General features: G+C 70.8%; 24 protein-coding genes and 2 rRNA genes. 7 read left to right on the top strand and 19 right to left on the bottom strand.

From position 1 onward, the window contains the following. Positions 1 to 81: 81 nt before the first annotated feature. The gene (locus ACIRB4_RS20210; protein WP_403293006.1) at positions 82 to 1,386 is read left to right on the top strand and encodes a DUF2637 domain-containing protein; all 1,305 of its coding nucleotides are present in this window, start codon (positions 82 to 84) and stop codon (positions 1,384 to 1,386) included. A 63-nt stretch (positions 1,387 to 1,449) separates the two neighbouring features. Here the strand turns inward: ACIRB4_RS20210 and lysS are convergent, their stop codons facing one another. After that, positions 1,450 to 3,234, bottom strand: a complete 1,785-nt coding sequence (gene lysS / locus ACIRB4_RS20205) for a lysine--tRNA ligase (protein ID WP_403293005.1) — start codon at positions 3,232 to 3,234, stop codon at positions 1,450 to 1,452. Positions 3,235 to 3,353: 119 nt separating this feature from the next. Here lysS and argS point away from each other — a divergent pair, with 119 nt between their 5' ends. Further along, positions 3,354 to 5,123 (top strand): arginine--tRNA ligase, encoded by a 1,770-nt coding sequence (gene argS, locus ACIRB4_RS20200; RefSeq protein WP_403293003.1) that lies wholly within the window; start codon positions 3,354 to 3,356, stop codon positions 5,121 to 5,123. Positions 5,124 to 5,219: 96 nt separating this feature from the next. Here the strand turns inward: argS and ACIRB4_RS20195 are convergent, their stop codons facing one another. Together ACIRB4_RS20195 and ACIRB4_RS20190 are read right to left on the bottom strand one after the other, a co-directional pair. Continuing rightward, positions 5,220 to 6,431, bottom strand: a complete 1,212-nt coding sequence (locus ACIRB4_RS20195; protein WP_403293002.1) for a helix-turn-helix domain-containing protein — start codon at positions 6,429 to 6,431, stop codon at positions 5,220 to 5,222. Between the two features lie 98 nt (positions 6,432 to 6,529). Beyond that, positions 6,530 to 6,799 carry a DUF1876 domain-containing protein gene (locus tag ACIRB4_RS20190; protein WP_403293000.1) on the bottom strand — a complete coding sequence of 90 codons (270 nt, stop codon included), beginning with the start codon at positions 6,797 to 6,799 and terminating at the stop codon, positions 6,530 to 6,532. 170 nt (positions 6,800 to 6,969) lie between these two features. On the opposite strand from ACIRB4_RS20190, the gene ACIRB4_RS20185 reads away from it, so the two are divergent. Further along, on the top strand, positions 6,970 to 7,866 hold the full coding sequence (locus tag ACIRB4_RS20185; RefSeq protein ID WP_403292998.1) for an NAD(P)-dependent oxidoreductase: 897 nt from the start codon (positions 6,970 to 6,972) through the stop codon (positions 7,864 to 7,866). A 41-nt stretch (positions 7,867 to 7,907) separates the two neighbouring features. After that, positions 7,908 to 8,438 carry a hypothetical protein gene (locus tag ACIRB4_RS20180; protein ID WP_403292996.1) on the top strand — a complete coding sequence of 177 codons (531 nt, stop codon included), beginning with the start codon at positions 7,908 to 7,910 and terminating at the stop codon, positions 8,436 to 8,438. Here ACIRB4_RS20180 and hemB read toward each other — a convergent pair. From hemB to ACIRB4_RS20150, 6 genes are all read right to left on the bottom strand, one after another. After that, positions 8,422 to 9,423 carry a porphobilinogen synthase gene (gene hemB, locus ACIRB4_RS20175; RefSeq protein WP_403292995.1) on the bottom strand — a complete coding sequence of 334 codons (1,002 nt, stop codon included), beginning with the start codon at positions 9,421 to 9,423 and terminating at the stop codon, positions 8,422 to 8,424. The genes ACIRB4_RS20180 and hemB overlap by 17 nt on opposite strands. Before the next feature lie 142 nt (positions 9,424 to 9,565). Further along, entirely contained in the window at positions 9,566 to 11,236 is a 1,671-nt protein-coding gene (locus ACIRB4_RS20170) for a uroporphyrinogen-III synthase (RefSeq protein ID WP_403292993.1), read from the bottom strand. Then, entirely contained in the window at positions 11,233 to 12,204 is a 972-nt protein-coding gene (gene hemC / locus ACIRB4_RS20165) for a hydroxymethylbilane synthase (protein WP_403292991.1), read from the bottom strand. Before hemC ends, ACIRB4_RS20170 begins: the two co-directional genes overlap by 4 nt. Beyond that, on the bottom strand, positions 12,201 to 13,556 hold the full coding sequence (locus ACIRB4_RS20160) for a glutamyl-tRNA reductase (protein WP_403292988.1): 1,356 nt from the start codon (positions 13,554 to 13,556) through the stop codon (positions 12,201 to 12,203). Before ACIRB4_RS20160 ends, hemC begins: the two co-directional genes overlap by 4 nt. Further along, positions 13,553 to 14,326, bottom strand: a complete 774-nt coding sequence (locus ACIRB4_RS20155) for a redox-sensing transcriptional repressor Rex (RefSeq protein WP_403292986.1) — start codon at positions 14,324 to 14,326, stop codon at positions 13,553 to 13,555. Before ACIRB4_RS20155 ends, ACIRB4_RS20160 begins: the two co-directional genes overlap by 4 nt. Positions 14,327 to 14,599: 273 nt before the next feature. Continuing rightward, entirely contained in the window at positions 14,600 to 14,899 is a 300-nt protein-coding gene (locus tag ACIRB4_RS20150) for a glutaredoxin family protein (protein WP_403292984.1), read from the bottom strand. A 162-nt stretch (positions 14,900 to 15,061) separates the two neighbouring features. On the opposite strand from ACIRB4_RS20150, the gene ACIRB4_RS20145 reads away from it, so the two are divergent. The 3 genes from ACIRB4_RS20145 (at position 15,062) to ACIRB4_RS20135 (ending at position 18,732) form a co-directional block, all read left to right on the top strand. Next, positions 15,062 to 16,003: an HAD family hydrolase gene (locus tag ACIRB4_RS20145; protein WP_403292982.1), complete on the top strand. Its 942-nt coding sequence runs from the start codon at positions 15,062 to 15,064 to the stop codon at positions 16,001 to 16,003. 445 nt (positions 16,004 to 16,448) lie between these two features. After that, entirely contained in the window at positions 16,449 to 17,240 is a 792-nt protein-coding gene (locus tag ACIRB4_RS20140; protein ID WP_403292980.1) for an ECF subfamily RNA polymerase sigma factor, BldN family, read from the top strand. A gap of 295 nt (positions 17,241 to 17,535) precedes the next feature. Next, entirely contained in the window at positions 17,536 to 18,732 is a 1,197-nt protein-coding gene (locus ACIRB4_RS20135) for a DUF5667 domain-containing protein (RefSeq protein WP_403292978.1), read from the top strand. A gap of 50 nt (positions 18,733 to 18,782) precedes the next feature. Here ACIRB4_RS20135 and ACIRB4_RS20130 read toward each other — a convergent pair whose 3' ends face one another. The 10 genes from ACIRB4_RS20130 to ACIRB4_RS20085 form a co-directional block, all read right to left on the bottom strand. Beyond that, entirely contained in the window at positions 18,783 to 19,835 is a 1,053-nt protein-coding gene (locus ACIRB4_RS20130) for a lysophospholipid acyltransferase family protein (protein ID WP_403292977.1), read from the bottom strand. A gap of 15 nt (positions 19,836 to 19,850) precedes the next feature. After that, positions 19,851 to 20,900 (bottom strand): NAD-dependent epimerase/dehydratase family protein, encoded by a 1,050-nt coding sequence (locus ACIRB4_RS20125; protein WP_403293496.1) that lies wholly within the window; start codon positions 20,898 to 20,900, stop codon positions 19,851 to 19,853. Between the two features lie 182 nt (positions 20,901 to 21,082). Then, a complete protein-coding gene (locus tag ACIRB4_RS20120; protein WP_003948845.1) occupies positions 21,083 to 21,181 on the bottom strand; it encodes a 30S ribosomal protein bS22 in 99 nt (32 codons plus the stop codon). Positions 21,182 to 21,312: 131 nt separating this feature from the next. Then, the gene (locus tag ACIRB4_RS20115) at positions 21,313 to 21,522 is read right to left on the bottom strand and encodes a helix-turn-helix domain-containing protein (RefSeq protein ID WP_030223786.1); all 210 of its coding nucleotides are present in this window, start codon (positions 21,520 to 21,522) and stop codon (positions 21,313 to 21,315) included. 128 nt (positions 21,523 to 21,650) lie between these two features. Further along, positions 21,651 to 22,466: a phosphatase gene (locus ACIRB4_RS20110; RefSeq protein ID WP_403292974.1), complete on the bottom strand. Its 816-nt coding sequence runs from the start codon at positions 22,464 to 22,466 to the stop codon at positions 21,651 to 21,653. A 96-nt stretch (positions 22,467 to 22,562) separates the two neighbouring features. Continuing rightward, positions 22,563 to 23,741 carry an acetoin utilization protein AcuC gene (locus ACIRB4_RS20105; RefSeq protein ID WP_403292972.1) on the bottom strand — a complete coding sequence of 393 codons (1,179 nt, stop codon included), beginning with the start codon at positions 23,739 to 23,741 and terminating at the stop codon, positions 22,563 to 22,565. After that, complete coding sequence (locus ACIRB4_RS20100; protein ID WP_403292970.1) at positions 23,710 to 24,909, bottom strand: MFS transporter; 1,200 nt, start codon at positions 24,907 to 24,909, stop codon at positions 23,710 to 23,712. The genes ACIRB4_RS20105 and ACIRB4_RS20100 overlap by 32 nt, the downstream gene beginning before the upstream one ends. A gap of 65 nt (positions 24,910 to 24,974) precedes the next feature. Beyond that, positions 24,975 to 25,619: an HAD family hydrolase gene (locus ACIRB4_RS20095; protein ID WP_403292968.1), complete on the bottom strand. Its 645-nt coding sequence runs from the start codon at positions 25,617 to 25,619 to the stop codon at positions 24,975 to 24,977. 62 nt (positions 25,620 to 25,681) lie between these two features. After that, positions 25,682 to 25,798, bottom strand: a 5S ribosomal RNA gene (gene rrf, locus ACIRB4_RS20090). A 73-nt stretch (positions 25,799 to 25,871) separates the two neighbouring features. After that, positions 25,872 to 25,960: ribosomal RNA gene (locus tag ACIRB4_RS20085) — 23S ribosomal RNA — on the bottom strand; the annotation flags it as partial.

The raw sequence follows: 25,960 nt of genomic DNA, 5'->3' as shown, positions 1-25,960 counted from the left end.
GGCCCTCCCCCGAGGGCCGGGCTCCGTACGCGTGTGCCACGCTGTGCCCGCGAGATGTCGAATGACGGGAGGGGATCGCGGGTGGCCGCGGTGCAGCTGACACGTACGCACAAGATTCTGATCGGTGTGGTGGTCGCCGGTGCGGTGATCATCGCCGGTATCGGTTTCGCGGGTTCGTACGCCGCCGTGCGGGAGCTCGCCGTCGAGAAGGGTTTCGGCGACTTCTCGTACTTCTTCCCCATCGGCATCGACGCCGGTATCTGTGTGCTGCTGGCCCTGGATCTGCTGCTGACGTGGATCCGGATCCCGTTTCCGCTGTTGCGCCAGACGGCGTGGGTGCTGACGGCGGCGACGATCGCGTTCAACGGCGCGGCGGCCTGGCCGGACCCGCTGGGTGTGGGGATGCACGCCGTGATCCCGGTGCTGTTCGTGGTCGCGGTGGAGGCGGCGCGGCACGCGGTGGGCCGGATCGCGGACATCACGGCCGACAAACACATGGAGGGCGTGCGGCTCACCCGCTGGCTGCTGTCGCCGATCCCGACGTTCCGGCTGTGGCGCCGGATGAAGCTGTGGGAGCTGCGCTCGTACGAGCAGGTCATCAAGCTGGAGCAGGACCGGCTGATCTACCAGGCCCGGCTGCAGGCTCGTTTCGGGCGGGCGTGGCGGCGGAAGGCGCCGGTGGAGGCGCTGATGCCGCTGCGGCTGGCGAAGTACGGTGTGCCGCTGGCGGAGACGGCGGCGGCGGGGCTCGCGGCGGCGGGCGTGGAGCCGGCGCTGATCCCGCCGCAGCCGAGCGCGGCCCAGCAGATCGAGCCGACGCAGCACGGCCAGCAGGTGCAGCAGGCCCAGCATCTCCCGCAGGTTCCGCCCGCCCAGTCGGCGCCCCAACTCCCGCAGGCCGCACAGCCGCAGCAGCCCGGTCAGCAGCCGCACCAGCAGGGACAGCAGCAGGAGCAACAGGGGCTTCCCCCCACCCATGACAGCCCCTGGTTCGCGGCGCAGCAGCTGCCGCCCGAGGCGTACGAGGGTGCCTACGCCCCGACGTACGTGGAGGGTCTGGAGCCGACGCCGGTGGCGGTGCCCCAGGGTCCGGAGGATCTGCCGGTCCCGGACCCGCGCCAGGAGCAGGGTCCGGAGCGGTTCGAGGTGTATCCGGAGTACGTCGAGCCGGAGCCGTCGGTGGACGAGTTCGCGGACGCCGCGTACAAGGCGATGTGGGACTACGTCGACGAGCAGCAGGAGTTCCCGACGGTGGAGCAGCTCGACATACAGCTGAGCGACCGGTACCGGATCCACCACCCGCGCAGCGCCTCGCTGCTGCGTGAGCTGCACCCGCGGCTGCGCGAGCGCCTTGAGCAGGAGATGGCGGAGAACCACATCCCGTAGGGGTGTGGCGAGAAGGCCGCCGCCCGGAGTCCGGGCGGCGGCCTTCTCGCGTACGGTGTCCGGCTACGCGCCGAGCAGCTTGCGCACCCGGTCGGCGCCCACGGCGAGGAGCAGCGTGGGCAGCCGCGGGCCGGTCTCGCGGCTCACCAGGAGCTTGTAGAGCAGGGCGAAGAAGGCGCGCTGGGCGACCTTCAGCTCCGGGGTCGGCTTGGCCTCGGGGTCGAGACCGGCCATGACCTTGGGGACGCCGTAGACGAGGGTGGTCAGTCCGTCGAGGGACCAGTGCGTGTCCAGGCCCTCCAGGAGCAGGCGCAGCGACTCGCGGCCCTGGTCGTCGAGTGAGCCGAGGAGTTCGGTGTCGGGCTCGTCGCGGACGATGGTGCGCTGGTCGGCCGGGACCTGGGTGGTGATCCAGTTCTCGGCGCGGTCCAGGCGGGGCCGGACCTCGTCCAGGGAGGTGACCGGGTTCTCCGGGTCCAGTTCGGTCAGGATCCGCAGGGTCTGCTCGTCGTGGCCGGCGGTGATGTCCATGACGGAGGCGAGCGTCCGGTACGGCAGCGGGCGCGGGGTGCGCGGCAGCTCGCCGGCGGCCGTGCGCGCGGCCCGGGCGTACGCGGCGGCGTCGGCCGGCAGCACCGTCCCGTCCTTGACCTTGGACTCCAGCTTGTCCCACTCGTCGTAGAGCCGCTGGATCTCCTGGTCGAAGGCGATCTTGAAGGACTGGTTGGGCTTGCGCCGCGCGTACAGCCAGCGCAGCAGCGGGGCCTCCATGATCTTCAGCGCGTCCGCCGGGGTGGGCACGCCGCCGCGCGACGAGGACATCTTGGCCATGCCGCTGATGCCGACGAAGGCGTACATGGGGCCGATCGGCTGGACGCCGTCGAAGATCTGCCGGACGATCTGGCCGCCGACGACGAAGGAGGAGCCCGGCGAGGAGTGGTCGACACCGGACGGCTCGAAGATCACGCCTTCGTACGCCCAGCGCATCGGCCAGTCGACCTTCCAGACCAGCTTGCCGCGGTTGAACTCGCTCAGCTTGACGGTCTCGGCGAAGCCGCAGGCCGTGCAGGTGTACGCCAGCTCGGTCGTCTCGTCGTCGTACGAGGTGACGGTCGTCAGGTCCTTCTCGCACTGCCCGCAGTAGGGCTTGTACGGGAAGTACCCGCCGGCGCCGCCCGAGCCGTCGTCCTCGCTCGCCGCGCCGGAGCCCTCCTCGGCCTCCAGCTCGGCCTCGTCGACGGGCTTCTGCGACTTCTTCGCCGGGGCCTTCTTGGTCCGGTACTGGTCGAGGATCGCGTCGATGTCACCGCGGTGCTTCATGGCGTGCAGGATCTGCTCGCGGTAGGTGCCCGCGGTGTACTGCTCGGTCTGGCTGATGGGGTCGTACTCGACGCCCAGCTCGGCCAGGGACTCGACCATCGCGGCCTTGAAGTGCTCGGCCCAGTTCGGGTACGGCGAGCCGGGCGGGGCCGGGACGGAGGTCAGCGGCTTGCCGATGTGCTGCTCGTACCCCTCCTTGTCCACGCCGGGGATGCCGTTGGGCACCTTGCGGTACCGGTCGTAGTCGTCCCAGGAGATGAGGTGCCGGACCTCGTGGCCGCGGCGCCGGATCTCGTCGGCGACGAGGTGCGGGGTCATGACCTCGCGGAGGTTGCCCAGGTGGATGGGGCCGGAGGGGGAGAGTCCGGAGGCGACGACGACCGGTTTGCCAGGCGCACGTCGCTCCGACTCGGCGATGACCTCGTCCGCGAAACGGGAGACCCAGTCGGTCTCGGTGCTGCTCTGAGCCACGGTCGGTACGTCCTTCTTCCTTGATTCCCTCGAAAGCTGCTGCCCTACGTCAGCCATTCTCCCAGACGGAACGGAGCACTCCGAGGTTGTCCACAGGGGAGAAAACACGTTGCCCGCCCATGGGACACTTGACAAGCGAAATAGCCCACCCGCCCCACATACAGGAACGGAAGCTCATGGCCTCGGTCCCTTCCCTCGCTTCGACCGTGCAGCAGCGCCTCGCGGAAGGTCTCTCGGCAGCCCTGCCGGAGGCCGGTTCCGCCGATCCGCTGCTGCGACGAAGCGACCGGGCCGACTTCCAGGCCAACGGCATCCTGGCGCTGGCCAAGCAGCTCAAGGGCAATCCGCGTGAGCTGGCGGCGAAGGTCGTCGGGGCGATCCCGGCCAACGACGTGCTGAAGGAGATCGAGGTCTCCGGCCCCGGCTTCCTCAACATCACGGTCACCGACGAGGCGATCGTCCGGACGCTGGCCGCGCGCGCCGCCGACGACCGCCTCGGCGTGCCGTACGCGGAGAACGCCGGCACGACGGTGATCGACTACGCGCAGCCGAACGTGGCCAAGGAGATGCACGTCGGCCACCTCCGGTCGGCGGTGATCGGTGCCGCGATGGTCGAGATCCTGGAGTTCACGGGCGAGACGGTGGTCCGTCGCCACCACATCGGCGACTGGGGCACCCAGTTCGGCATGCTCATCCAGTATCTGATCGAGCACCCGCACGAGCTGGACCACTCCTCCGGCGAAGAGGTCTCCGGCGAAGAGGCGATGTCGAACCTCAACCGGCTCTACAAGGCGTCGCGCGCGCTCTTCGACTCCGACGAGGAGTTCAAGACGCGGGCGCGGGCGCGGGTCGTGGACCTCCAGGCCGGTGACGAGCGGACCCTCGCGCTGTGGCAGCGGTTCGTCGACGAGTCGAAGATCTACTTCTACTCCGTCTTCGACAAGCTGGACATGGACATCCGGGACGCGGACGTCGTCGGCGAGTCCGGGTACAACGACATGCTGGTGGAGACCTGCCGCATCCTCGAGGAGTCGGGCGTCGCGGTGCGCTCCGACGGCGCGCTGTGCGTCTTCTTCGACGACGTCAAGGGCCCGGACGGCAACCCGACCCCGCTGATCGTGCAGAAGTCGGACGGCGGCTTCGGCTACGCGGCGACGGACCTGTCGGCGATCCGGGACCGGGTGCGGAACCTGAAGGCGACGACCCTGCTGTACGTGGTCGACGCCCGCCAGTCGCTGCACTTCAAGATGGTCTTCGAGACGGCCCGCCGGGCCGGCTGGCTGAACGAGGACGTGAAGGCCGTCCAGTTGGCGTTCGGCACGGTCCTCGGCAAGGACGGCAAGCCGTTCAAGACCCGTGAGGGCGAGACGGTCAGGCTGGTGGACCTGCTGGACGAGGCCGTGGAGCGGGCGACGTCGGTCGTGCGCGAGAAGGCCGAGAAGGTGGGCCTGACCGAGTCGGAGATCGTGGAGAACGGCCGGTACGTCGGCATCGGCGCGGTCAAGTACGCCGACCTGTCGACGTCCGCCGCGCGCGACTACAAGTTCGACCTGGACCAGATGGTGTCGCTCAACGGCGACACGTCGGTGTATCTCCAGTACGCGTACGCCCGTATCCGTTCGATCTTCGGCAAGGCCGGCGACCGTACGCCCGTGGCGCACCCGGAGCTGGAGCTGGCCCCGGCGGAGCGGGCGCTCGCCCTGCACCTGGACCAGTTCGGGGAGCAGCTGGCGGAGGTCGCCGCGGAGTACGCCCCGCACAAGCTGGCCGCGTATCTGTACCAGCTGGCGTCGCTCTACACGACGTTCTACGACCAGTGCCCCGTCATCAAGCCGGCGCCCGCGCAAGAGGTCGCGGAGAACCGTCTCTTCCTGTGCGACCTGACCGCCCGGACGCTCCACCAGGGCATGGCGCTGCTGGGCATCCGGACCCCCGAGCGCCTCTGACCCCCGGCAGGCATACGGACAGGCGCACCACCGGCGTACGGCGAAGGCCCCGACACCTCGTGTCGGGGCCTTTCCCGTGCTCCGCTCCGCTCCTCGCTACTGCTGCGCCGCCCAGTCGCCCTTGTCGGGCCGGTAGCCGTAGACCGTCTTCCCCTCGATGGCGCTGGTACGGAACGGCTTCCCGCCGTCGTCGACGCGCACCGTGCCGTGCCGGTCGCCGCTGCTCCAGTCCAGCTCCAGGTACCAGCCGATGACATGCGCGTCGGTGTGGACGTCCAGGTTGAGGACCTGGGGGTCGCTGGTGGAGACCTTGTACGGGAAGTCCTTGGCCGGCACGACGGAGTCGCCGTCGTGGCCGGCGACCGGCTTCACGAAGGGGCGGGGAGCGTCGAGGTCGATGTCGAAGGACTGCGGGGTGACGATCCCGCCGCAGCCGTCGCCCATGGCGTACGCCGCCCGGTTCAGGGGTGCTCCGCGCTCCACCACGCGTACGTGCAGGGCGTTGAGGACCACGGACTCGTCGGTCCTGCCGGTGGCGGTGAGCTGGAGCAGCATGTGGCCGCCGTCGACCGCGCCGAGCGCGCGCGCCCAGCCGCGGGTGTCCTGCGGCGCGGGCGGGGGCGGGACACGGTCCGGCTTCCGGTCGAGGACGTAGTACTGGCCGCAGGGCGCGTCCCAGTTGTACGAGCTGATGCCCACGCTGATGGGCGCTCCGGCCGCCTGGCCGCCGGCCTCGGCCGACTCGGGCGTCTTCGCTCCGGTCCCGTCGGCGGGGCCGGCCGTCCGCCCGCCGGCGGCCGTCTCTCCGGCGCCGCCGCCACCGGCGCGGCCGACGGCGTACGCGACGGGCACGGCGACCAGGACGACGGCCGCCGCCGCGAGCGCCACGCGCAGGCGCTTGCGGGACCGCCGCGCGGGAACGGCCTCCGGCGGGAAGACGGTGACCGGCGCGGGCGGCGCGGTCTCCGGATCAGGCACTGCCTCCGGCTCCTGCGCGGGCACAGCCTCCAAGGGCACAGCCACCGCCTCCGGCACGGCCGCCGCCGTGCCCGGACGTCCGCGGCGGCGGGCGTCGTCCGCGAGGATCCAGCCGCGGTGCAGCGCGACCAACTCGTCCCGGGTGGCCCCGCACAGCCGCCCGAGCCGTTCCACGGGCGCGAACTCCGTCGGCACGGCGTCGCCGTTGCAGTACCGGTGCAGTGTCGACGTACTGACATGCAGCTTCTTCGCCAACGCCCCGTAGCTGAGCCCGGATCGCTCCTTCAGCCCGCGTACCAGCTCCGCGAAACCGTCCGTCTCCGTTGCCACCCGTTCCCGCCCCCCCCTCGTCCCGCCCGTCCGGCCTCCCTCATTGTCGGGGATGGACGGAGGCGGGCCGGACGGGGGACGAGCGGAGGGGGTGGGGATCAGCGAATGGCGTGGGACGTCCTGCCCGACACCTCGTCGATCTCCGCGTGCGCCTTCTGCAGCAGCTGCGAGGCGAGATCCATGAGCGCGCGTGCCCCCGCGATCTCCTCGCCGACCCGCAGCTGCTCCGGGTCCGAGGGGTGCCGGTGGGCCTTGCCCTGGGCGCGGAACTCGGTGCCGTCACCGAGGCGGACCATGGCGGCCGCTCTGGTCCGGTCACCGTCTTCCTGGAACTCCATCTCGATGTGCCATCCGACGAGTGTGTGCATGGGGACCACCTCCAGCGGTACTACCAGGGTGCGCCGCCCGGCCCATCCTTACCAATCGGTGCGTACCTGACCAATAAGTCGGTACTTGTGGGGCGAAGCGCCGCGGAGAAGGATCGACGACGAGCCGCCCGACGGCCCGAACCTCCCTCTCCCAGCCCTGGAGCACCCCCATGTCCGAAACCACCCACGCCATGTCCACCTCGCCCTCCGCCCAGGTCTCCGTCCTCGGCCTCGGCATGATGGGCAGCGCCCTCGCCGGCGCCTTCCTGGACGCGGGCCACCGGGTCACCGTCTGGAACCGTTCGCCCGCCAAGGCCGGCCCGCTGGTGGCGCGGGGCGCCGTTCCCGCCGGCTCGGCGGCGGAAGCGGTGGCGGCGAGCCCGCTCGTCGTGCTGTGCCTGCTGTCCAACGACAACGTCGACGAGTTGCTCGCCGCGCTTCCCGAGGAGCTCGCGGGCAAGACCCTGGTCAACCTCACCAACGGCACCCCGACGCAGGCCCGAACGCTCTCCGCCTGGGCGGTCAAGCAGGGCGCCCAGTACGTCGACGGCGGCATCATGGCCGTCCCGCAGATGATCGCCGGCCCGGACGCGTACGTGTTCTACAGCGGTGACGAGGCGGCGTACGAGACGCACCGCGCCACGCTCGCCGCCCTCGGCGGCACCAAGTGGACCGGGAGCGACCCCGGCCTCGCCGCGCTCCACGACCTCGGTCTGCTGACCGGCATGTACGGGATGTTCGTCGGCGTCATCCAGGCGCTGGCCCTGGTCCGTACGGAGAACATCAGCGCCGAGGCGTACTCCGAGCTGCTGGTTCCGTGGGTCACGGCCATGCTCGGTATCGTTCCGGGGATCGCCCGGGACCTGGACAGCGGACAGCATGTGACCGACGTGTCGAGCCTGGCGGTGAACCAGGCCGCGTTCCCCAACTTCCTGACGACGTTCCGGGATCAGGGCGTCAGCACCGAGCTCTTCGAGCCGTTCCAGGTGATCCTGGACCGCGCGATCGCCGCCGGTCACGCGGGGGACGGTCTCTCGCGGCTCGCGGATCTGCTCACCGTCCGTTAATGCGCTTGCACGGTCGGCTTCCGAACGCGAAACTGTTAGACATGACTAACGTTTTAGTGGAGTCGCACGCGTTCCCCGAGTTCGGCCGTCCCGACGCCGGTCTCATCCTGATCTCACAGTGGCAGACGCCGGACCCGGAGCGTCGGCAGGCCGTCATGGAGGGTGTCATCGACGCCTGGGCCGAGGCCCGGCTGCCGGAGGCGTTCCTCGGCCGCTACTGCCTGGCGGGCTCCGACGGCCGGACGATCCTCAACTACGCCCAGTGGACGGACGCCGCCGCCCACCACGCCTTCGCCGCCGACCCGGCCAACCAGCGGGCCATCGCCGACTCGGTCCAGGCCCTGATCTCGGTCGGCCCGCCCGGCCGGTACCGGTACGAACGCTCGGTCGTCCTCCGGGACGGGCCGGTGCGCACCCTCAGCACCACCCGGTCCGACGACGGTGTCGCCCAGTACTTCCATCGCGGCGAGGACGGAAGGCACGGGCACGTCCTGACCGCCCACGACGACGAAGGGGACGGAACCGTCCTGCGGTTCCGTCCCTTCCGAGGAGTCGTCAGACCGCGCGGCTGAGCTTCCGCGCGGCTTCGGTGGCCCAGTACGACAGGATCATCCGCGCGCCCGCGCGCCTGATCCCGGTGAGCGTCTCCAGGATGGCCTTGTCCCGGTCTATCCAGCCCTTCTCGGCCGCGGCCTCCACCATCGCGTACTCACCGCTGATCTGGTAGGCGGCGACCGGCACGTCCACGGCCTCGGCGACCTTCGCCAGCACATCGAGGTAGGGGCCGGCCGGCTTCACCATCACCATGTCGGCGCCCTCTTCGAGGTCGAGCGCCAGCTCACGCATCGACTCGCGCAGGTTCGCGGGGTCCTGCTGGTACGTCTTGCGGTCACCGGTGAGCGACGAGCCGACCGCCTCGCGGAAGGGCCCGTAGAAGGCGGAGGAGTACTTCGCGGTGTACGCGAGGATCGACACGTCCTCCTTGCCGATGGTGTCCAGCGCGTCACGGACCACCCCGACCTGACCGTCCATCATCCCGGACGGCCCCACGACATGGACACCGGCGTCCGCCTGCACCTGGGCCATCTCGGCGTAACGTTCCAGCGTGGCGTCGTTGTCGACCCGCCCGCTCGCGTCCAGGACCCCGCAGTGCCCGTGGTCGGTGTACTCGTCCAGGCAGAGATCGGACATGATCACGAGATCGTCCCCGACCTCGGCCTTCACGTCCCTGATCGCGACCTGCAGGATCCCGTCCGGGTCCGTGCCCGCCGTTCCGGCCGCGTCCTTCTTCTCGTCCGCCGGGACACCGAACAGCATGATCCCGGAGACCCCGGCCTCCAGCGCCTCCACGGCCGCCTTCCGCAGGGTGTCCCGCGTGTGCTGCACGACCCCGGGCATCGCGGCGATCGGCACGGGCTCGCCGATCCCCTCCCGCACGAACGCGGGAAGAATCAGATCGGCCGGACTCAGCCGCGTCTCGGCCACCATCCGCCGCATGGCAGGAGTCGTCCGCAGCCGCCTCGGCCGCGCCCCGGGAAAGGATCCGTACGAGTTCATAGGCCCGAGGCTACGCCCGTACGAACCATCCGTTTACCGACAGCCTGCCGGACCGGCGTCGCGGACCTCCCCTCCGCACGCACGAGGGTGCGGGACCCCGACAAGGCCCCGCACCCTCAGAGAAGACGATTACGGAAGACGATCACGTCGTCCGGCGCCGTCTCGCGCCCGGCCTGCGCTCGCTCGGCCGCGTCACCGGATCGCCCGCCTCCAGCGCCGCCGCCCGTCGCCGCAGCCCGAAGTCCGCGAGCGCCTCCGCCAGCTTGTGCACCGACGGCTCCGGCGACAGCACGTCGACCCGCAGCCCGTGCTCCTCCGCCGTCTTCGCGGTCGCCGGCCCGATACAGGCGATGACCGTCACGTTGTGCGGCTTCCCGGCGATACCCACCAGGTTCCGCACCGTCGACGAGGAGGTGAAGAGCACCGCGTCGAAGCCGCCGCCCTTGATCGCCTCCCGCGTGTCGGCCGGCGGCGGCGACGCGCGCACCGTCCGGTACGCCGTCACGTCGTCGACCTCCCACCCGAGCTCGATCAGACCCGCGACCAGCGTCTCCGTCGCGATGTCCGCCCGCGGCAGGAAGACGCGGTCGATCGGGTCGAAGACCGGGTCGTACGGCGGCCAGTCCTCCAGGAGTCCCGCCGCCGACTGCTCGCCGCTCGGCACGAGGTCCGGCTTCACACCGAAGTCCACCAGCGCCGCCGCGGTCTGCTCGCCCACGGCCGCGACCTTGATCCCGGCGAAGGCCCGGGCGTCGAGCCCGTACTCCTCGAACTTCTCCCGGACCGCCTTCACCGCGTTGACCGACGTGAACGCGATCCACTCGTAGCGACCGGTCACCAGGCCCTTGACCGCCCGCTCCATCTGCTGCGGCGTCCGCGGCGGCTCGACGGCGATCGTCGGCACCTCGTGCGGCACGGCGCCATAGCTGCGCAGCTGGTCGGAGAGCGACGCGGCCTGCTCCTTCGTACGCGGCACCAGCACCCGCCACCCGAACAGCGGCTTCGACTCGAACCACGCCAGCTGGTCCCGCTGCGCCGGAGCGCTGCGCTCGCCGACCACGGCTATGACCGGCCGGTGGCCCTCGGGCGACGGGAGCACCTTGCCCTGCTTGAAGACCTGGGCGATCGTGCCCAGCGTCGCGGTCCACGTCCGCTGCCGTGTCGTCGTACCGGCGATGGTGACCGTGAGAGGGGTGTCCGGCTTACGGCCAGCCGCCACCAGCTCCCCGGCCGCCGCCGCCACCGAGTCCAGCGAGGTGGACACGACGACGGTGCCGTCCGAGGCGCCGACCTCGCTCCAGCACCGCTCGTCGGCGGTACGGGCGTCCACGAAACGCACATCGGTGCCCTGGGCGTCACGCAGCGGAACACCGGCGTACGCGGGTACGCCCACCGCCGTCGCGACACCGGGCACGACCTCGAAGGGGATGCCCTCGGCGGCGCAGGCGAGCATCTCGGCGCCCGCGTTCCCGTCGAGGCCGGGGTCGCCGGTCACCGCACGGACGACCCGCTTGCCGCCCCTGGCGGCCTCCATGACAAGATTGGCCGCATCCCTCAACACGGGGACACCGGCGGTTGTTGACGCCTCGTCAACAACCGTCAGCTCAGGCGTGCTCACGCCTGTGCGCGCATGACCGCGGACGACCTCGAGCACCTCCGGCTCGGCGATCAAGACGTCCGCCCCCGCCAGGGCCTCCACGGCCCGGAGGGTCAGTAGTCCGGGGTCGCCGGGTCCGGCACCCAGGAAGGTGACGTTCCCATGGCCGGTGAAGGCCGAGGTCACGGGGCTGGTGGTCGGACTGGTGGGGTTCAAAGTGCTCGCTCCCCCATAAGACCGGCCGCACCCTTGGCGAGCATCTCGTCCGCGAGTTCGCGTCCGAGTGCCATCGCCGCGTCGTGCGACGTGGGTACGGGACCGGTGGTGGACAGCTGCACCAGCGTCGAGCCGTCGGTGGTGCCGACGACGCCGCGCAGGCGCATTTCGGTGACAATCTGCCCGCGGCCGGAATCCTCGGCCAGCAGGTCGGCCAGTGCTCCCACGGGCGCGGAGCAGCCGGCCTCCAGGGCGGCGAGCAGGGATCGCTCGGCGGTCACGGCGGCCCGGGTGTACGGGTCGTCGAGCTCGGCGAGCATGGCGGCGAGGTCGGTGGCGGAAGCCGCGCACTCGATCGCCAGCGCCCCCTGGCCGGGGGCGGGCAGGACGGCGTCGACCGACAGGAAGTCGGTCACCTCGTCGCTCCTGCCGATGCGGTTGAGGCCGGCCGCGGCGAGAACCACCGCGTCCAGCTCGCCCTTGTGCACGTATCCGACGCGGGTGTCGATGTTCCCGCGGATCGGCACGGTCTCGATGGTCAGCCCGTGGCTGCGCGCGTAGGCGTTCAGCTGGGCCTGGCGGCGCGGGGAGCCGGTGCCGATCCGGGCGCCCTCGGGCAGCCGGTCGAGCGTCAGCCCGTCGCGGGCGACGAGCACGTCGCGCGGGTCCTCGCGCTGCGGGATCGCGGCCAGCACCAGTTCTGGGTGCTGGGTGGTCGGCAGGTCCTTCAGCGAGTGGACGGCGAAGTCCACCTCGCCGGCCAGGACCGCGTCGCGCAGGGCGGCGACGAACACGCCGGTGCCACCGATCTGCGCGAGGTGCTCGCGGGAGACGTCCCCGTACGTCGTGATCTCCACGAGCTCGACGGGCCGGCCGGACAGCTGCCGGACGGCGTCGGCCACATGCCCGGACTGGGCCATGGCGAGCTTGCTGCGCCTGGTCCCGAGCCTCAGTGCCCTCTCGGTCATACTCGCCCTCGGTTCTTGACGTCGGCGTCATTCAGGTCGGCCCGGGAGACGGAGGCGACCGTCTCCGGGTCGAGGTCGAAGAGTGTCCGCAGCGCGTCGGCGTACCCGGCGCCGCCGGGTTCGCTGGCCAGCTGCTTGACCCGTACGGTCGGCGCGTGCAGGAGCTTGTCCACCACGCGTCGCACGGTCTGGGTGATCTCGGCACGCTGCCGGTCGTCGAGGTCGGGCAGCCGGCCCTCGAGCCGGGCCACCTCGCCCGCGACCACGTCGGCGGCCATGGTGCGCAGGGCTACCACGGTCGGGGTGATGTGCGCGGCGCGCTGGGCGGCGCCGAAGGCGGCCACCTCGTCGGCGACGATGGAGCGCACCTGGTCGACGTCGGCGGCCATCGGGGCGTCGGCCGACGCGTCGGCCAGCGACTCGATGTCGACGAGGCGCACACCCGGCATGCGGTGGGCGGCCGCGTCGATGTCACGGGGCATGGCGAGGTCGAGCAGCGCGAGCGGAGCCGTACGGACCGCCAGCGCGCGCTCGACGGCCTCGCCGGTCAGGACGAGTCCGGTGGCTCCGGTGCAGGAGACGACGATGTCGGCACGGGTCAGTTCGTCGCCGACGGCAACCATCTCGACCGCGCGCGCGGCCACACCCGTACCACCGGGCTCGGTGAGGATCTCTACGAGCCGCTCGGCGCGGGCCGCCGTGCGGTTGGCGATCACGATCTCGGAGACACCGGCGCGCGCGAGCGTGGCGGCGGCCAGCGAGGACATGGAGCCGGCGCCGATGACCAGCGCGCGCTTGCCCGCCGCCCAGACACCGACGTCCCTACCGTCGGCGAGCTGCTCGAGACCGAAGGTGACGAGCGACTGACCGGCCCGGTCGATCCCGGTCTCGCTGTGCGCGCGCTTGCCGACCCGCAGGGCCTGCTGGAACAGGTCGTTGAGGAGCCGGCCCGCGGTGTGCAGGTCCTGGCCGAGGGCGAGGGCGTCCTTGATCTGGCCGAGGATCTGGCCCTCGCCGACGACCATCGAGTCGAGCCCGCACGCCACCGAGAAGAGGTGGTGGACGGCCCGGTCCTCGTAGTGCACGTAGAGATAGGGGGTGAGCTCCTCGAGTCCGACGCCGCTGTGCTGGGCGAGCAGCGTGGACAGCTCGGCGACACCCGCGTGGAACTTGTCCACGTCGGCGTAGAGCTCGATGCGGTTGCAGGTGGCCAGGACCGCGCCCTCGGCGGCCGGTTCGGCGGCGAGGGTGTCCTGCAGCAGCTTGGCCTGGGTGTCCGCGGCGAGCGAGGCCCGCTCCAGGACGCTGACCGGGGCGCTGCGGTGGCTCAGCCCGACGACGAGGAGGCTCATGCCGGCATCACGGCGGGGACGTCCCCGTCGGGTCCCTTCCGGGCCGGGCCCGCGGAGCCGCCGCGGACCGCGGGCGGCGCGGCGGCGGCGCCCTCGGCGTCCGCCTCCTCGCCGGCCTTGCGCTGCTCGTGGAAGGCGAGGATCTGCAGCTCGATGGAGAGGTCGACCTTGCGCACGTCCACGCCGTCGGGCACGGAGAGCACGGTCGGGGCGAAGTTCAGGATGGAGGTCACCCCGGCGGCCACGAGCCGGTCGCAGACCTGCTGGGCGGCGCCGGCCGGGGTCGAGATGACACCGATGGAGACGTCGTTGTCCTCGATGATCTTCTCGAGCTCGTCGGTGTGCTGGACGGGGATCCCGGCCACGGGCGTACCGGCCATGGCGGGGTCGGCGTCGATCAGCGCGGCGACCCGGAAGCCACGGGAGGCGAACCCGCCGTAGTTGGCCAGGGCGGCGCCGAGGTTACCGATACCGACGATGACGACGGGCCAGTCCTGCGTCAGACCCAGCTCGCGGGAGATCTGGTACACGAGGTACTCGACGTCGTAGCCCACTCCGCGCGTGCCGTAAGAGCCGAGGTAGCTGAAGTCCTTCCGCAGCTTCGCGGAGTTGACCCCCGCGGCGGCTGCGAGTTCCTCGGAGGAGACCGTGGGTACGGAGCGCTCCGACAGTGCGGTGAGCGCACGCAGATACAGCGGAAGGCGGGCGACGGTGGCCTCGGGAATTCCTCGGCTGCGGGTCGCCGGTCGGTGAGTTCGGCCAGTTGCCACGGTGCTCCTGCGGGATGAGCGGGGCTGCAGGCGGCCATATGTCCCAGGACCGCCCCGTCGAATGCAGGCTATGTCTTTGTGAACGCGTGCACAAAGATGGTGTCCGTTTTGTCCGGCCAAAGTGACCGGGGTCACGCGTCCGGTTCGCCTGAGGACGGAACCGCGGAGCGCGTCAACCCGTTGAGCATCCGAAGGGGGCAAAACCGCACACTCTCCTCACGATCACGCCCCCGGGACCCATACAAAACGTCCATGATGGTAACCGTCTTCCGGTCAGCCACCCAGTTCACGCCGCAGCCGCCCGGCGTCCACGCGCCAGAAGGTGTGCTGTTCACCGTCGACCAGGACCACGGGAATCTGCTCCCAGTACTCCCGGTACAGCTCCTCGTCCTGGGTGATGTCCTTCTCCTCCCAGCTCGCCCCGGTCTCGGCGCAGACCGCCTCGATCACGGCACGGGCGTCGTCGCAGAGGTGACATCCCGGCTTGCCGATCAGCGTCACGGTCCGCGCGGCGGAGGCGGCGGGGGGCGCGGAGATGTCCTTCTTCTTCGTCCGTCCGAACATGCCCTCCATTCTGCGCCGTACGGGGCGCGTCCGCGCCGACCCGGAAAAGAGCGCGGGCCCTCTCCCTCCAGCTTGCTCCTCACCGCCCGCCCGGCAGGGAGTCACGGAGTGTTCACGCCGCGGCCCCGCCACACGTCGGGAAGTACCGAACAGACTGGCTATGCTCACGCCATGGCCGCACTGGGATGGCTCACCCCTCGTAGGCGCTCCGCCACCGCGCGCAGCGTTCTGGCGGGCGAGGCCGCTGCCGAGGCAGCGCGCAAGACTTCGCAGCAGCTCGAACTGGAGCGGGAGGAAGAGGCGGCGGCCGCGCCCGCCCGGACCCCGTTCCCCGTGGTCGGCGACGTCCGGGCAGCCGCCTTCTTCGATCTCGACAACACCGTCATGCAGGGCGCCGCGATCTTCCACTTCGGCCGCGGCCTGTACAAGCGGAAGTTCTTCCAGCGCCGGGAACTGGCCCGCTTCGCCTGGCAGCAGGCGTGGTTCCGGCTGGCCGGCGTCGAGGACCCGGAGCACATGCAGGACGCCCGCGAGAGCGCCCTGTCCATCGTCCAGGGCCACCGCGTCTCCGAGCTCATGTCGATCGGCGAGGAGATCTACGACGAGTACATGGCCGACCGGATCTGGCCCGGCACCCGGGCGCTGGCCCAGGCGCACCTGGACGCCGGACAGAAGGTCTGGCTGGTCACGGCCGCGCCCGTCGAGACGGCCACGATCATCGCCCGCCGGCTCGGCCTGACCGGCGCGCTCGGCACGGTCGCCGAGTCCGTCGACGGCATCTACACCGGCAAGCTGGTCGGCGAACCCCTCCACGGACCGGCCAAGGCCGAGGCGGTGCGCGCACTGGCCGCGGCCGAGGGCCTGGACCTGGACCGCTGCGCCGCCTACAGCGACTCCCACAACGACATCCCGATGCTGTCCCTGGTCGGGCACCCCTACGCCATCAACCCGGACAGCAAGCTGCGCAAGTACGCCAAGGCGCGCGAATGGCGGCTGCGCGACTACCGCACGGGCCGCAAGGCGGCCAAGGTCGGCATCCCCGCCGCCGCGGGTGTCGGCGCGCTGGCGGGCGGCACGGCCGCCGCGGTCGCCCTGCACCGCCGCCGCCGCTGAGCCAAGCCGTTCACGGTCGGCTCCGTCACACCCCGTGAGCCTTCTGCCCGCCGATACGTTCCGGCTGAGATCACCTGCGACAACCCCGGACCGGCGCGGCTCACCCGTACGTGGTCGAACACCTCCGCACACGTCGACCCGTAGGCATTCGCGGCTCCCTACCCAGCAGCGGGCCAGATCACTCCCCGGTCCCGTACTCGACCACAACAGAGCCTGGTCGCAGTCACACTCGGAAGCAAACCGATCAACAGTCGGTCACGAACTGCGCCCCGATCCGACTCCAAGCGGTAACAGATACGACGGAATCGATGATTTGAGCAACTGGGTGTAGCGCTGCCTGTACGAAGCGTTATTCTCCTCAGACGCACAACGGAACCCACACGTCGCCACGACGAGTGAACGGTCCCGCACTGCACGTGATGGAAGCTCTGCCTCTGGGAGTCCCGTGTACCCACACGTCGGGGTTGACGCCTCGGGCCTGGCTACGCTGCGCGCAACGGTCCTCGACCACTTGCGCGGCTTCGTCCCCACCGCGTACGCCGTCCCTGTCCCCGCCTTTGCCCTTGCCGCGCCGGCACCCGCCGGTCCCTGCTATGCCCTCGCCGAGACCGGTGCCGCTGTCGGCAGACGGGGCAGCCGCGGCGGCACCGGAACCTCGACCGCCGCCCGCCGCCCCACCGCCGACAGCGACAGCGCTCGCATGATGGACCTGGTCGAGCGCGCCCAGGCCGGTGAGGCCGAGGCCTTCGGCCGCCTGTACGACCAGTACAGCGACACTGTCTACCGCTACATCTACTACCGCGTCGGCGGAAAGGCGACGGCGGAAGACCTCACCAGTGAGACGTTCCTGCGCGCCCTGCGCCGGATCTCCACGTTCACCTGGCAGGGCCGTGACTTCGGCGCCTGGCTGGTCACCATCGCCCGCAACCTGGTCGCCGACCACTTCAAGTCGAGCCGGTTCCGGCTGGAAGTGACCACGGGCGAGATGCTCGACGCCAACGAGGTCGAGCGCAGCCCCGAGGACTCCGTCCTGGAGTCCCTCTCCAACGCGGCCCTCCTCGACGCGGTCCGCCGGCTCAACCCCCAGCAGCAGGAGTGCGTGACCCTGCGCTTCCTGCAGGGCCTCTCGGTCGCCGAGACGGCCCGGGTCATGGGCAAGAACGAGGGTGCGATCAAGACCCTCCAGTACCGGGCGGTGCGTACCCTGGCACGGCTCCTCCCGGACGACGCCCGCTGACCGCATCGGCCCCCCACAGACGCTCCCGCCCCTTCCGCACCCCCCGCTCCGCACCTCTCCCCCCACGTCCCCACTATCCCTGCCAACTCACAGTCGGTGACGCCTCGATGACGCACTGGTCCGATCATCTTTCGCGCGTAACCCAAGTGCCGCGCCGCTCGTTGTGCGGAATGCAGGCTCCCTGCGGTCACACCTCGGACCCAGCCACTCACTCGTTCGTGTGGATGTGCTCAAGGTGTGCAACCTTCCGGACACCCCGGGGAGTCGACCGTCATGACGAGAGGAGGTGCCGCCAGTGATCGCGAACGTATCGGCGCACCGGCGGGCGAACGCCTTCGCCCAGGCCCTGGAGGATCGGGCGTCCGAGGGCGCGGCGGCCGAGCAGCCCGAGACGTCGGCCGAACCGGCCGAGCAGGGGCGGCTGTTGGCGCTGACGAACGGTCTCGGCGAACTGCCGAAACCGCAGCTGGACCCCGAGGTCAAAGTGGTGCAGCGAGCCCAGCTCGTCGCTGCCATGGAAGCGATGCTCGCGGAGGGCAGCGCGGCCGCGGGCCCTACCGTGCCGGAGCAGCGGACATCGAGCGGACGGGGAGCCCACCGGGCCTCCCCGCTCCGGAAATTGCGTCCCCGCTCCCGCTGGTCGAAGGGCATCGCCGCGGGCGGCCTCACGGTCGGTGTGGCCGCGGGCGCTTTCAGCGGTGTGGCCGCTGCCAGCTCCGACGCACTCCCCGGTGACTCGCTCTACGGCCTGAAGCGCGGGATGGAGGACATCAAGCTCGGGATGGCGGACGACGACGCCGACCGGGGCGGCATCTATCTGGACCAGGCGTCCACCCGGCTCAGCGAGGCCCGCCGGCTGATGGAACGCGGGCGCGCCGGCGCCCTCGACCACGAGTCCCTCGGCGAGATCCGCCGCGTCCTCGGAGTCATGAAGCACGACGCCTCCGAAGGCCATCGACTGCTGCGCCAGGCGTACGAGAAGGACGGCGCCATCGCCCCGATGGCCCGGCTCAACTCCTTCGCCCAGGCCCACCGCGACACCTGGAACGGCCTGCGCGACCGCCTGCCGATCCAGCTCGCGGACGTCGGCGACGCGGTGAACGACGTCTTCGTCGCCATAGACCAAGAGGTCGAGCCGCTCCAGGGGATGCTTCCCCGCACCCCCCAGACGGGCGCCGTCAACACCGGCACCCCCGGCTCCACACACGACACCTCGGGCAGGCACACCCAGCGCCCGCCGTCCTCCTCCGTCGCTCCCACCGCGGGCGGTGGCAGCACCCTGCCCCAGCCCTCCCGCTCGGGCAGCGGCTCACCGGACAGCGACGGCCTCCTGGGAGGGGACACGGGCGGCCTGCTCGACCAGCCTTCACCAGGCATGCCCTCGGTCCCGTCGGGCGACCAGTCGGCACCCCCGATGCCCGGCGTGACGATCCCACCCCTGCTGCCGGGCCTCCTCCCCGACCTCGACGTCAAGGACGAGGACGCCCGCTGACACGAGTGTGGGGCGCCCCCTCGCGGAGGGGGCGCCCCACACTCGTACCGTCAGAAGAACACGGACCGCCGCTGCACCAACAGCTTGTACAGCGTGTGCTGGATCTGCTCCCGCACCTGGTCCGTCAGGTTGAACATCAGCATCGGGTCCTCCGCCGCCTCCGGCGCATAGCCGTCCGTCGCGATCGGCTCACCGAACTGGATCGTCCACTTCGTCGGCAGCGGCACCATCCCCAACGGCCCCAGCCAGGGGAAGGTCGGCGTGATCGGGAAGTACGGGATCCCCAGCACCCGCGCCAGCGTCTTCGCGTTGCCGATCATCGGGTAGATCTCCTCCGCGCCCACGATCGAGCACGGCACGATCGGCACCCCGGCCCGCAGCGCCGTCGACACGAACCCGCCCCGCCCGAAGCGCTGAAGCTTGTACCGCTCGCCGAACGGCTTCCCGATGCCCTTGAACCCCTCCGGCATCACGCCCACGATCTCCCCGGACTGCAGCAGCCGCTCCGCGTCCTCCGCGCACGCCAGCGTGGACCCGGCCTTGCGGGCCAGCTCGTTCACGACAGGCAGCATGAAGACCAGGTCGGCGGCGAGCAGCCGCAGATGACGGCCCGCCGGATGGTTGTCGTGCACGGCGACCTGCATCATCAGCCCGTCCAGCGGCAGCGTCCCGGAGTGGTTGGCGACCACCAGGGCGCCGCCCTCGGCCGGGATGTTCTCGATGCCCTTCACCTCCACCCGGAAGTACTTCGCGTACAGCGGCCGCAGCAGCGACATCAGGACCTGGTCGGTGAGCTCCTTGTCGTAGCCGAACTCGTCGACCTCGTATTCACCCGTCACCCGGCGCCGCAGAAAGGCGAGCCCGCCCGCGAGCCGCCGCTCCCACCCTCCGCCGCCGCTCTCCGGCGCGGGCGCGCCGCTCTCAGCCTCCTGCGGCTCAGGAGAGGGCTCCACGCCCTTGGCGGCCGCGGCGGCCGACAGGGGCCCCTCGGGGCCGTGCTGCCCCGGCAGGGCGCGCACGGCGGCTTCCTGGCCGGCCCTGGCGGGCCGTCGCCGGGCGCGTGAGCGGTCGTCGTCGAACGGAATGACCTTGGCGTCCGCCATCGTTACGTGGGCTCCTTAGTCGCCGCTCTCAACAGGGGTGTGTGCCAGCCGGTCCGCAACCCGGTCCACCGCCCCGGCCAGGCGCTCCGGCGGCAGCAGCCCCGGCCCCCGGCTGCCCGCGAAGTCCGCGAAGGTCTCCGCGGTGGTGAACCGTGGTGCGAAGCCGAGTGTCTCGCGCATCTCGACCGTGGAGACGACCCGGCCGTGCGTGAGGAGACGGATCTGCTCGGGCGAGAAGTCGGTGACCCCGACCGTGCGCAGCGCGGAACCGACCCAGGTCACCGCGGGCAGCGGCACCGGCACGGTCGGCCGCCCGAGCCGCCGCGCGCACTGCGACAGGAGCAGCACACCGTCGCCCGCCACATTAAACGTGCCGCTGTTCAGCGTCGCGCGCCGCGGCTCCCGCGACGCCAGGTGCAGCACGTCGATCACATCGTCCTCGTGGACGAACTGCAGCCGGGGGTCGTAGCCGAAGACGGTCGGCATGACGGGCAGCGACAGATACTCCGCGAGCGGCGACTCCGCCCGCGGCCCCAGGATGTTCGCGAACCGCAGCACGCACACGGCCACGTCCGGACGGCGCCTCGCGAAACCCCGTACGTATCCCTCGACCTCGACCGCGTCCTTCGCGAAGCCCCCGCTGGGAAGGGACTTGGGCGGTGTCGTCTCCATGAAGACGGCCGGATCGCGGGCCGCGGAGCCGTACACGCTCGTACTGGACTTGATCACCAGCCGGTTGATCCGCGGCGACTTCTGGCAGGCACCCAGGAGTTGCATGGTGCCGATGACGTTGGTCTCCTTGACCGACGTGCGGCCGCCGGCTCCGAGCGCCGTACCGGTGACGTCCAGATGGACGACCGTGTCCACCTCGTGCTCGGCGAGCACCTTGGCGATGGCCGACTGGCGGATGTCCGCCCGGACGAAATCGGCTCCGCCGAGGTCGTGCGCCGGCGCCACCGCGTCCACGGCGACCACCCGGTCCACGTCCGGGTCCCGCTGGACCCGCCGTACGAAACGGCCTCCCAGATACCGGGCCGCACCGGTGACGAGCACGACCTTGCCCAAGATCCGCGCCTTCCGTCGGTTCCGTCCCACGGGTTCTCCCCAGGGCCTGTCCGCCACCGTAGCGCCTCCCTGTCGCCCAGCGGCGGCCGCCGTGGGCAACTGGACCAAAAAAGGCGTGGCCCCCCACCGAACCGGTGGGGGGCCACGCCCGACGCACAAACAGCCGTCGTTACAACCGTCGCCTACTTCTTGTTGCGACGCTGAACGCGGGTGCGCTTGAGCAGCTTGCGGTGCTTCTTCTTGGCCATCCGCTTGCGCCGCTTCTTGATAACAGAGCCCACGACTACCCTCGCTCACTTCTCTTCACTGGTGCGGGGCGTCTGGGCCCACACGACCTACGTCGGCCTAGCCTACCGGCACGAGCGCCGACGTCGTAATCCGAGGGGTACGAGAGCTCCCGGCCGCGCGCTCGCTACGCGGTGCCCACCCCCACGAAGGACTCCCTGAGGTACTCGTGAACCGCCTGTTCGGGAACCCGGAAGGACCTGCCCACCCGGATCGCCGGCAGATGACCGCTGTGCACCAAGCGGTACACGGTCATCTTCGACACTCGCATCACCGAGGCGACTTCCGCCACGGTCAGAAACTTGACCTCGTTGAGAGGCCGATCGCCAGCAGCCATGACCCACCTGTACCTTCCGCACACGACGCCCACCGGCTTCCCCTCCGGTGACCCTGCGTCGCTGTGCGCTCACGCTCCAGACTAGGGGCGGGTGGTACGAGTGGGGAAGAGGAGCAGCCATCGGCCGTTTACCGTGACAGACACGCTCGATTGAGTACATAGCGAGTAAGTGGGCGGTAGTAATCCGCCCGTACGCCGTCATCGAGCGGCACGGCCACGGACACCTGCCCCTCCGCCTCGCCGACGAACAGCGCGGGATCGTCCGTGTCGGCCAGCCCGATGGCCTCGATACCCAGCTGACCTGCCCCGCAGACCCAGCCGTGGTCCCCGACCACGAGTTCCGGAAGCGGCCACCCGCCCTCCACCGCCCCCTCCAGAACGGCCCTGACCGGCAGCGGGGAATGCGTGTGCGCCCCCGTCTCGCGCCCGGCGGCCGACAGACCGGGCTCTCGCACCATCGCGACCCCCCGTACGTAGTCGAGGAGGTACGTGCGTAGACCGAACCGGGTCGTTATGTCGACACATCGCCCCTGCGCGGGGGTGAGGACAAGACATCCCACCGCCGACAGAGCGTCTGCGAGCGCTGCGTAGAACCCCAGCAGCCGATGCGGATGCCCGGTCCCGAACAGCACCGGGGACCTTCGCCGCGCCGCCTCGCCCAGCCGCGCCGCGAACGCGTCGAGCGCGCTCAACGTCCGCTCCGGATCGATGACATCGGGCCCGGCGCGGTGCGCCGGATCCCGGGAGACCCCGCACTTGTCGGCCATGAGCTGCAGCAACTCCGGCTCGCCCCACACCCACTCGGGATCGAGACCCAGCATCACGCGTGGATCCCGCGCGGCGAAGAGGCGGTAACTCCGCAGGCTCTCCTCCCTCGAGGTCGCCACGGTCCCGGCCAACCCCGCCGCCAACAGATGCGCCCGCAGCGCCCCGGTACTCAGCACCTCTCGATGCTGCCCGAGCCCAACTGCCGAGGGGTCAGAATCCGCGTGACGACCCACCGTTGGCGTAACCGCAGCCGAAGGGACTTGAGGGACGGTCTAGGCCAGCAGCCCGCGCAGCGGGAACGCCGCCCGCCTCGTCGCGAGCACCGCCTGGTCCAGCCGGTCCGCCGGGTCGTACCCGTCCGCCCAGTCCCGCCACTCCACCGGCCACCGGCCGTCCGTCATCCGCGCGGGCCCCGGCTGCCGCGTCCGCGCGTACACCTCGTCCCGCCACGACGACGGGATCACCGACTCCGGCGCGACCGGAGCGTGCGCCGCGATCCCCACCAGGTGCGTCCACGACCGGGGTACGACATCGACCACCGCGTAGCCGCCCCCGCCGAGCGCGACCCACTTCCCGCCCTCGACGTGCGCGTGCGCCAGGTCGTGACAGGCCGACTGCACCGCCCGCTGCGCGTCCAGCGACACCGCCAGATGGGCCAGCGGATCCTCGAAATGGGTGTCCGCCCCGTGCTGCGTCACCAGCACCTGCGGCCGGAAGTCCGCGATCAGCTCGGGCACCACCGCGTGGAACGCCCGCAGCCACCCCGCGTCGCCCGTCCCCGCCGGCAGGGCCACGTTCACCGCGGAGCCCTCGCCCGGACCCGCCGCGCCCGTCTCCTCGGGCCACCCCGTCTGAGGGAAGAGGGTGCGCGGATGCTCGTGCAGCGAGACCGTCAGAACCCGCGGGTCCTCCCAGAACGCGGCCTGCACCCCGTCCCCGTGGTGCACGTCCACGTCCACGTACGCGACCCGCTCCACGCCCAGCTCCAGCAGCCGGGCGATAGCCAGCGACGCGTCGTTGTAGATACAGAAGCCGGACGCGCTCCCGGGCATCGCGTGATGCAGCCCGCCCGCGAAGTTCACCGCGTGCGCGGCCTCCCCCCGCCACACCGCCTCGGCCGCCGCCACCGACTGACCGGCGATCAGCGCCGAGACCTCGTGCATCCCGGCGAACGCCGGGTCGTCGACGGTCCCCAGACCGTACGACTGGTCCGCGGCCCCCGGGTTCGCCGAGGCCGCCCGGACCGCGGCCACATAGTCCTCGCGGTGTACGAGCCGCAGCGTCGAGTCCCCGACCGGCTTCGCCGTCACCACGTCCACGGCCCGATCGAGCCCGTACGCCCGCACCAACCCCATGGTCAGCGCGAGCCGAACGGGGTCCATCGGGTGCTCGGACCCGAAGTCGTACCCCAGGACAGCTTCATCCCACATCAACAGTGCGCGGCCGCTCATGCCCGTCACCGTATCGGGCTCGTCGAGAACCGAACGACGTGGCGTACGCCACCGTCACCAGGACCAGCACCATCGGCACGAGCATCGCGCCCCGATAGCTCCACGCGTCCCCGAGCGCCCCCACGAGCGGGGACCCGATCAGGAACCCCACGTAGTTGAAGACGTTGAGCCGCGCCACGGCCGTGTCACTGGCCCCCGGGAACAGCCGTCCGGCGGCGGCGAACGTCTGCGGCACGATGACGCTCAGCCCGAATCCGAGCATCGTGAACCCCGCCACGCCCACCCACGCCGCCGGCGCCACCGCCACCACCGCGAACCCGAGCGCCGCGAGCACCGCCCCGGCGCGCACGACCGTCTCCGCCCCCAGCCGCCGCGCCCCGAAGTCCCCCAGGGTCCGCCCGAGCAGCGTGGTGACCATGTACGCGTTGTACGGCACGGTCGCGAGCTCCTCCGAGCCGCCGAGCACGTCCTGCAGATACTTCGCGGACCAGTTCGACACCGTCGAGTCCCCGATGTACGCGAAGGTCATCACAAGGCAGAGCGGCAGCAGAAGCCTGAACCGGACCCCCGTCCCGCCCGCCTCGTCCGCCTCGTTCGCGGGCGGCTGTGTGCCGGCGAAATACCACCGGCTGCCGAGGAGCGCGACGGGCAGGAGCACGGCCACCACCGGCAGATACGAGACGAACAGCGGAAGGTCCCCGCGCGCTCCCACCCAGGCGAGCGAGGCACCCGCGATGCCGCCCAGGCTGTACGCGGCGTGGAAGCCGAGCATGATGCTCCGCCCGTACGCCCGCTGGAGGCTCACCCCGAGCATGTTCATCGCCGCGTCCAGCGCGCCGACCGCGAGCCCGAACACCCCCAGCGCGACGGCGACCTGCCACATCCGGCTTCCGGCCCCGACCCCGAGCAGCGCCAGGAGGACGACCGGCTGCGCCCAGCGCAGCACCCTGGCGGGCCCCACGCGCGCGACGAGCTTCTCCGTGGCGACACTGCCCACACCGGCGAGGATCGGCACGGCGGCCAGGAACAACGGCAGGAGCGCGTCGGAGATCCCGTACCGGTCCTGGATGGCGGGGATGCGGGTCACCAGGAGCGCGAACGTCACTCCTTGCACGAAGAAGCCGACCGCCAGAGATCCCCGCCCACGCCGCAACCGCGCATCCGTCATGGCGGCACAGCGTAGGACCCGGCCTTACCCATGGGTAGGCGGATCACGGCATCAATCTCGCGGGGTCATCCCAGCAGGGGGAGGAGGTCTCGCATGTCGCCGAAGAACCCGTTGGCTCCCACGAGCCTCTCCTCGGGGGTCATCGCGGTGAATCCGTAGACGTCCATCCCGGCGGCGAGCGCCGCCTCGACGCCGAGCCGGCTGTCCTCGACGACCACGCATCGCTCGGGTGCGACCCCCATCCGGGCGGCTGCATGGAGAAAGAGGTCGGGGGCGGGCTTGCCCCGGCCGACGTCCTCGGCGCTGAAGATGATCTCGTCCCGGAACCATCCGTCGAGTCCGGTCGTGCGGTGTCCGACCCGGATCCGCTCATGGCTCCCGGAGGAGGCCACGCAGTAGGGGACGCCGTCGACGACCAGCTGCTTGAGCAGCTCGGTCACCCCGGCGACGGCCTCCAACTCCCGTTCGAACGCGGCGAAGACACGCGCGTGCAGGACCTCGTCGAAGTCGGCCGGCAGCCGCTGGCCGGTCCGCTCCCCGATCACGTCGTGTACGCGGTGGATCGCGGCGCCCATGTAATCGCGCAGCGAGTCCTCGTACGAGGTGGGGTGCCCGAGTTCGGTGAGGTAGAGGGACAGGATGGTGTTGGAGATCGGCTCGCTGTCGACGAGCACACCATCGTTGTCAAAGATGACCAGGTCATAGCGCATGGTCGTACCTTAAACGCAGAAAAGCCCCGCACCATAAGGTGCGGGGCTTTCCCACAATGATTGTTCGGCGGCGTCCTACTCTCCCACAGGGTCCCCCCTGCAGTACCATCGGCGCTGAAAGGCTTAGCTTCCGGGTTCGGAATGTAACCGGGCGTTTCCCTAACGCTATGACCACCGAAACACTATGAAGATATCGAACCGGAATCGGCACAGTTCGTTACTTCAGAACTAACACAGTGGACGCGAGCAACTGAGGACAAGCCCTCGGCCTATTAGTACCGGTCAGCTCCACCCATTACTGGGCTTCCACATCCGGCCTATCAACCCAGTCGTCTACTGGG

This window comes from Streptomyces sp. NPDC093600 (assembly GCF_044764755.1).
Classification (GTDB): domain Bacteria; phylum Actinomycetota; class Actinomycetes; order Streptomycetales; family Streptomycetaceae; genus Streptomyces.
The sequence above is the reverse complement of the archived record's forward strand: the minus strand, read 5'-3'. Positions and strand labels throughout refer to the sequence as shown.

What these genes read in the sequence shown, in the direction of transcription:
- lysS (WP_403293005.1), bottom strand. Translation starts at nt 3,234, where the DNA reads ATGGCTGACGTAGGGCAGCAGCTTTCGAGGGAATCAAGGAAGAAGGAC.
- argS (WP_403293003.1), top strand. Translation starts at nt 3,354, where the DNA reads ATGGCCTCGGTCCCTTCCCTCGCTTCGACCGTGCAGCAGCGCCTCGCG.
- ACIRB4_RS20190 (WP_403293000.1), bottom strand. Translation starts at nt 6,799, where the DNA reads ATGCACACACTCGTCGGATGGCACATCGAGATGGAGTTCCAGGAAGAC.
- ACIRB4_RS20185 (WP_403292998.1), top strand. Translation starts at nt 6,970, where the DNA reads ATGTCCGAAACCACCCACGCCATGTCCACCTCGCCCTCCGCCCAGGTC.
- ACIRB4_RS20180 (WP_403292996.1), top strand. Translation starts at nt 7,908, where the DNA reads ATGACTAACGTTTTAGTGGAGTCGCACGCGTTCCCCGAGTTCGGCCGT.
- hemB (WP_403292995.1), bottom strand. Translation starts at nt 9,423, where the DNA reads ATGAACTCGTACGGATCCTTTCCCGGGGCGCGGCCGAGGCGGCTGCGG.
- hemC (WP_403292991.1), bottom strand. Translation starts at nt 12,204, where the DNA reads ATGACCGAGAGGGCACTGAGGCTCGGGACCAGGCGCAGCAAGCTCGCC.
- ACIRB4_RS20160 (WP_403292988.1), bottom strand. Translation starts at nt 13,556, where the DNA reads ATGAGCCTCCTCGTCGTCGGGCTGAGCCACCGCAGCGCCCCGGTCAGC.
- ACIRB4_RS20150 (WP_403292984.1), bottom strand. Translation starts at nt 14,899, where the DNA reads ATGGAGGGCATGTTCGGACGGACGAAGAAGAAGGACATCTCCGCGCCC.
- ACIRB4_RS20145 (WP_403292982.1), top strand. Translation starts at nt 15,062, where the DNA reads ATGGCCGCACTGGGATGGCTCACCCCTCGTAGGCGCTCCGCCACCGCG.
- ACIRB4_RS20130 (WP_403292977.1), bottom strand. Translation starts at nt 19,835, where the DNA reads ATGGCGGACGCCAAGGTCATTCCGTTCGACGACGACCGCTCACGCGCC.
- ACIRB4_RS20115 (WP_030223786.1), bottom strand. Translation starts at nt 21,522, where the DNA reads ATGGCTGCTGGCGATCGGCCTCTCAACGAGGTCAAGTTTCTGACCGTG.
- ACIRB4_RS20105 (WP_403292972.1), bottom strand. Translation starts at nt 23,741, where the DNA reads ATGAGCGGCCGCGCACTGTTGATGTGGGATGAAGCTGTCCTGGGGTAC.
- ACIRB4_RS20100 (WP_403292970.1), bottom strand. Translation starts at nt 24,909, where the DNA reads ATGACGGATGCGCGGTTGCGGCGTGGGCGGGGATCTCTGGCGGTCGGC.
- ACIRB4_RS20095 (WP_403292968.1), bottom strand. Translation starts at nt 25,619, where the DNA reads ATGCGCTATGACCTGGTCATCTTTGACAACGATGGTGTGCTCGTCGAC.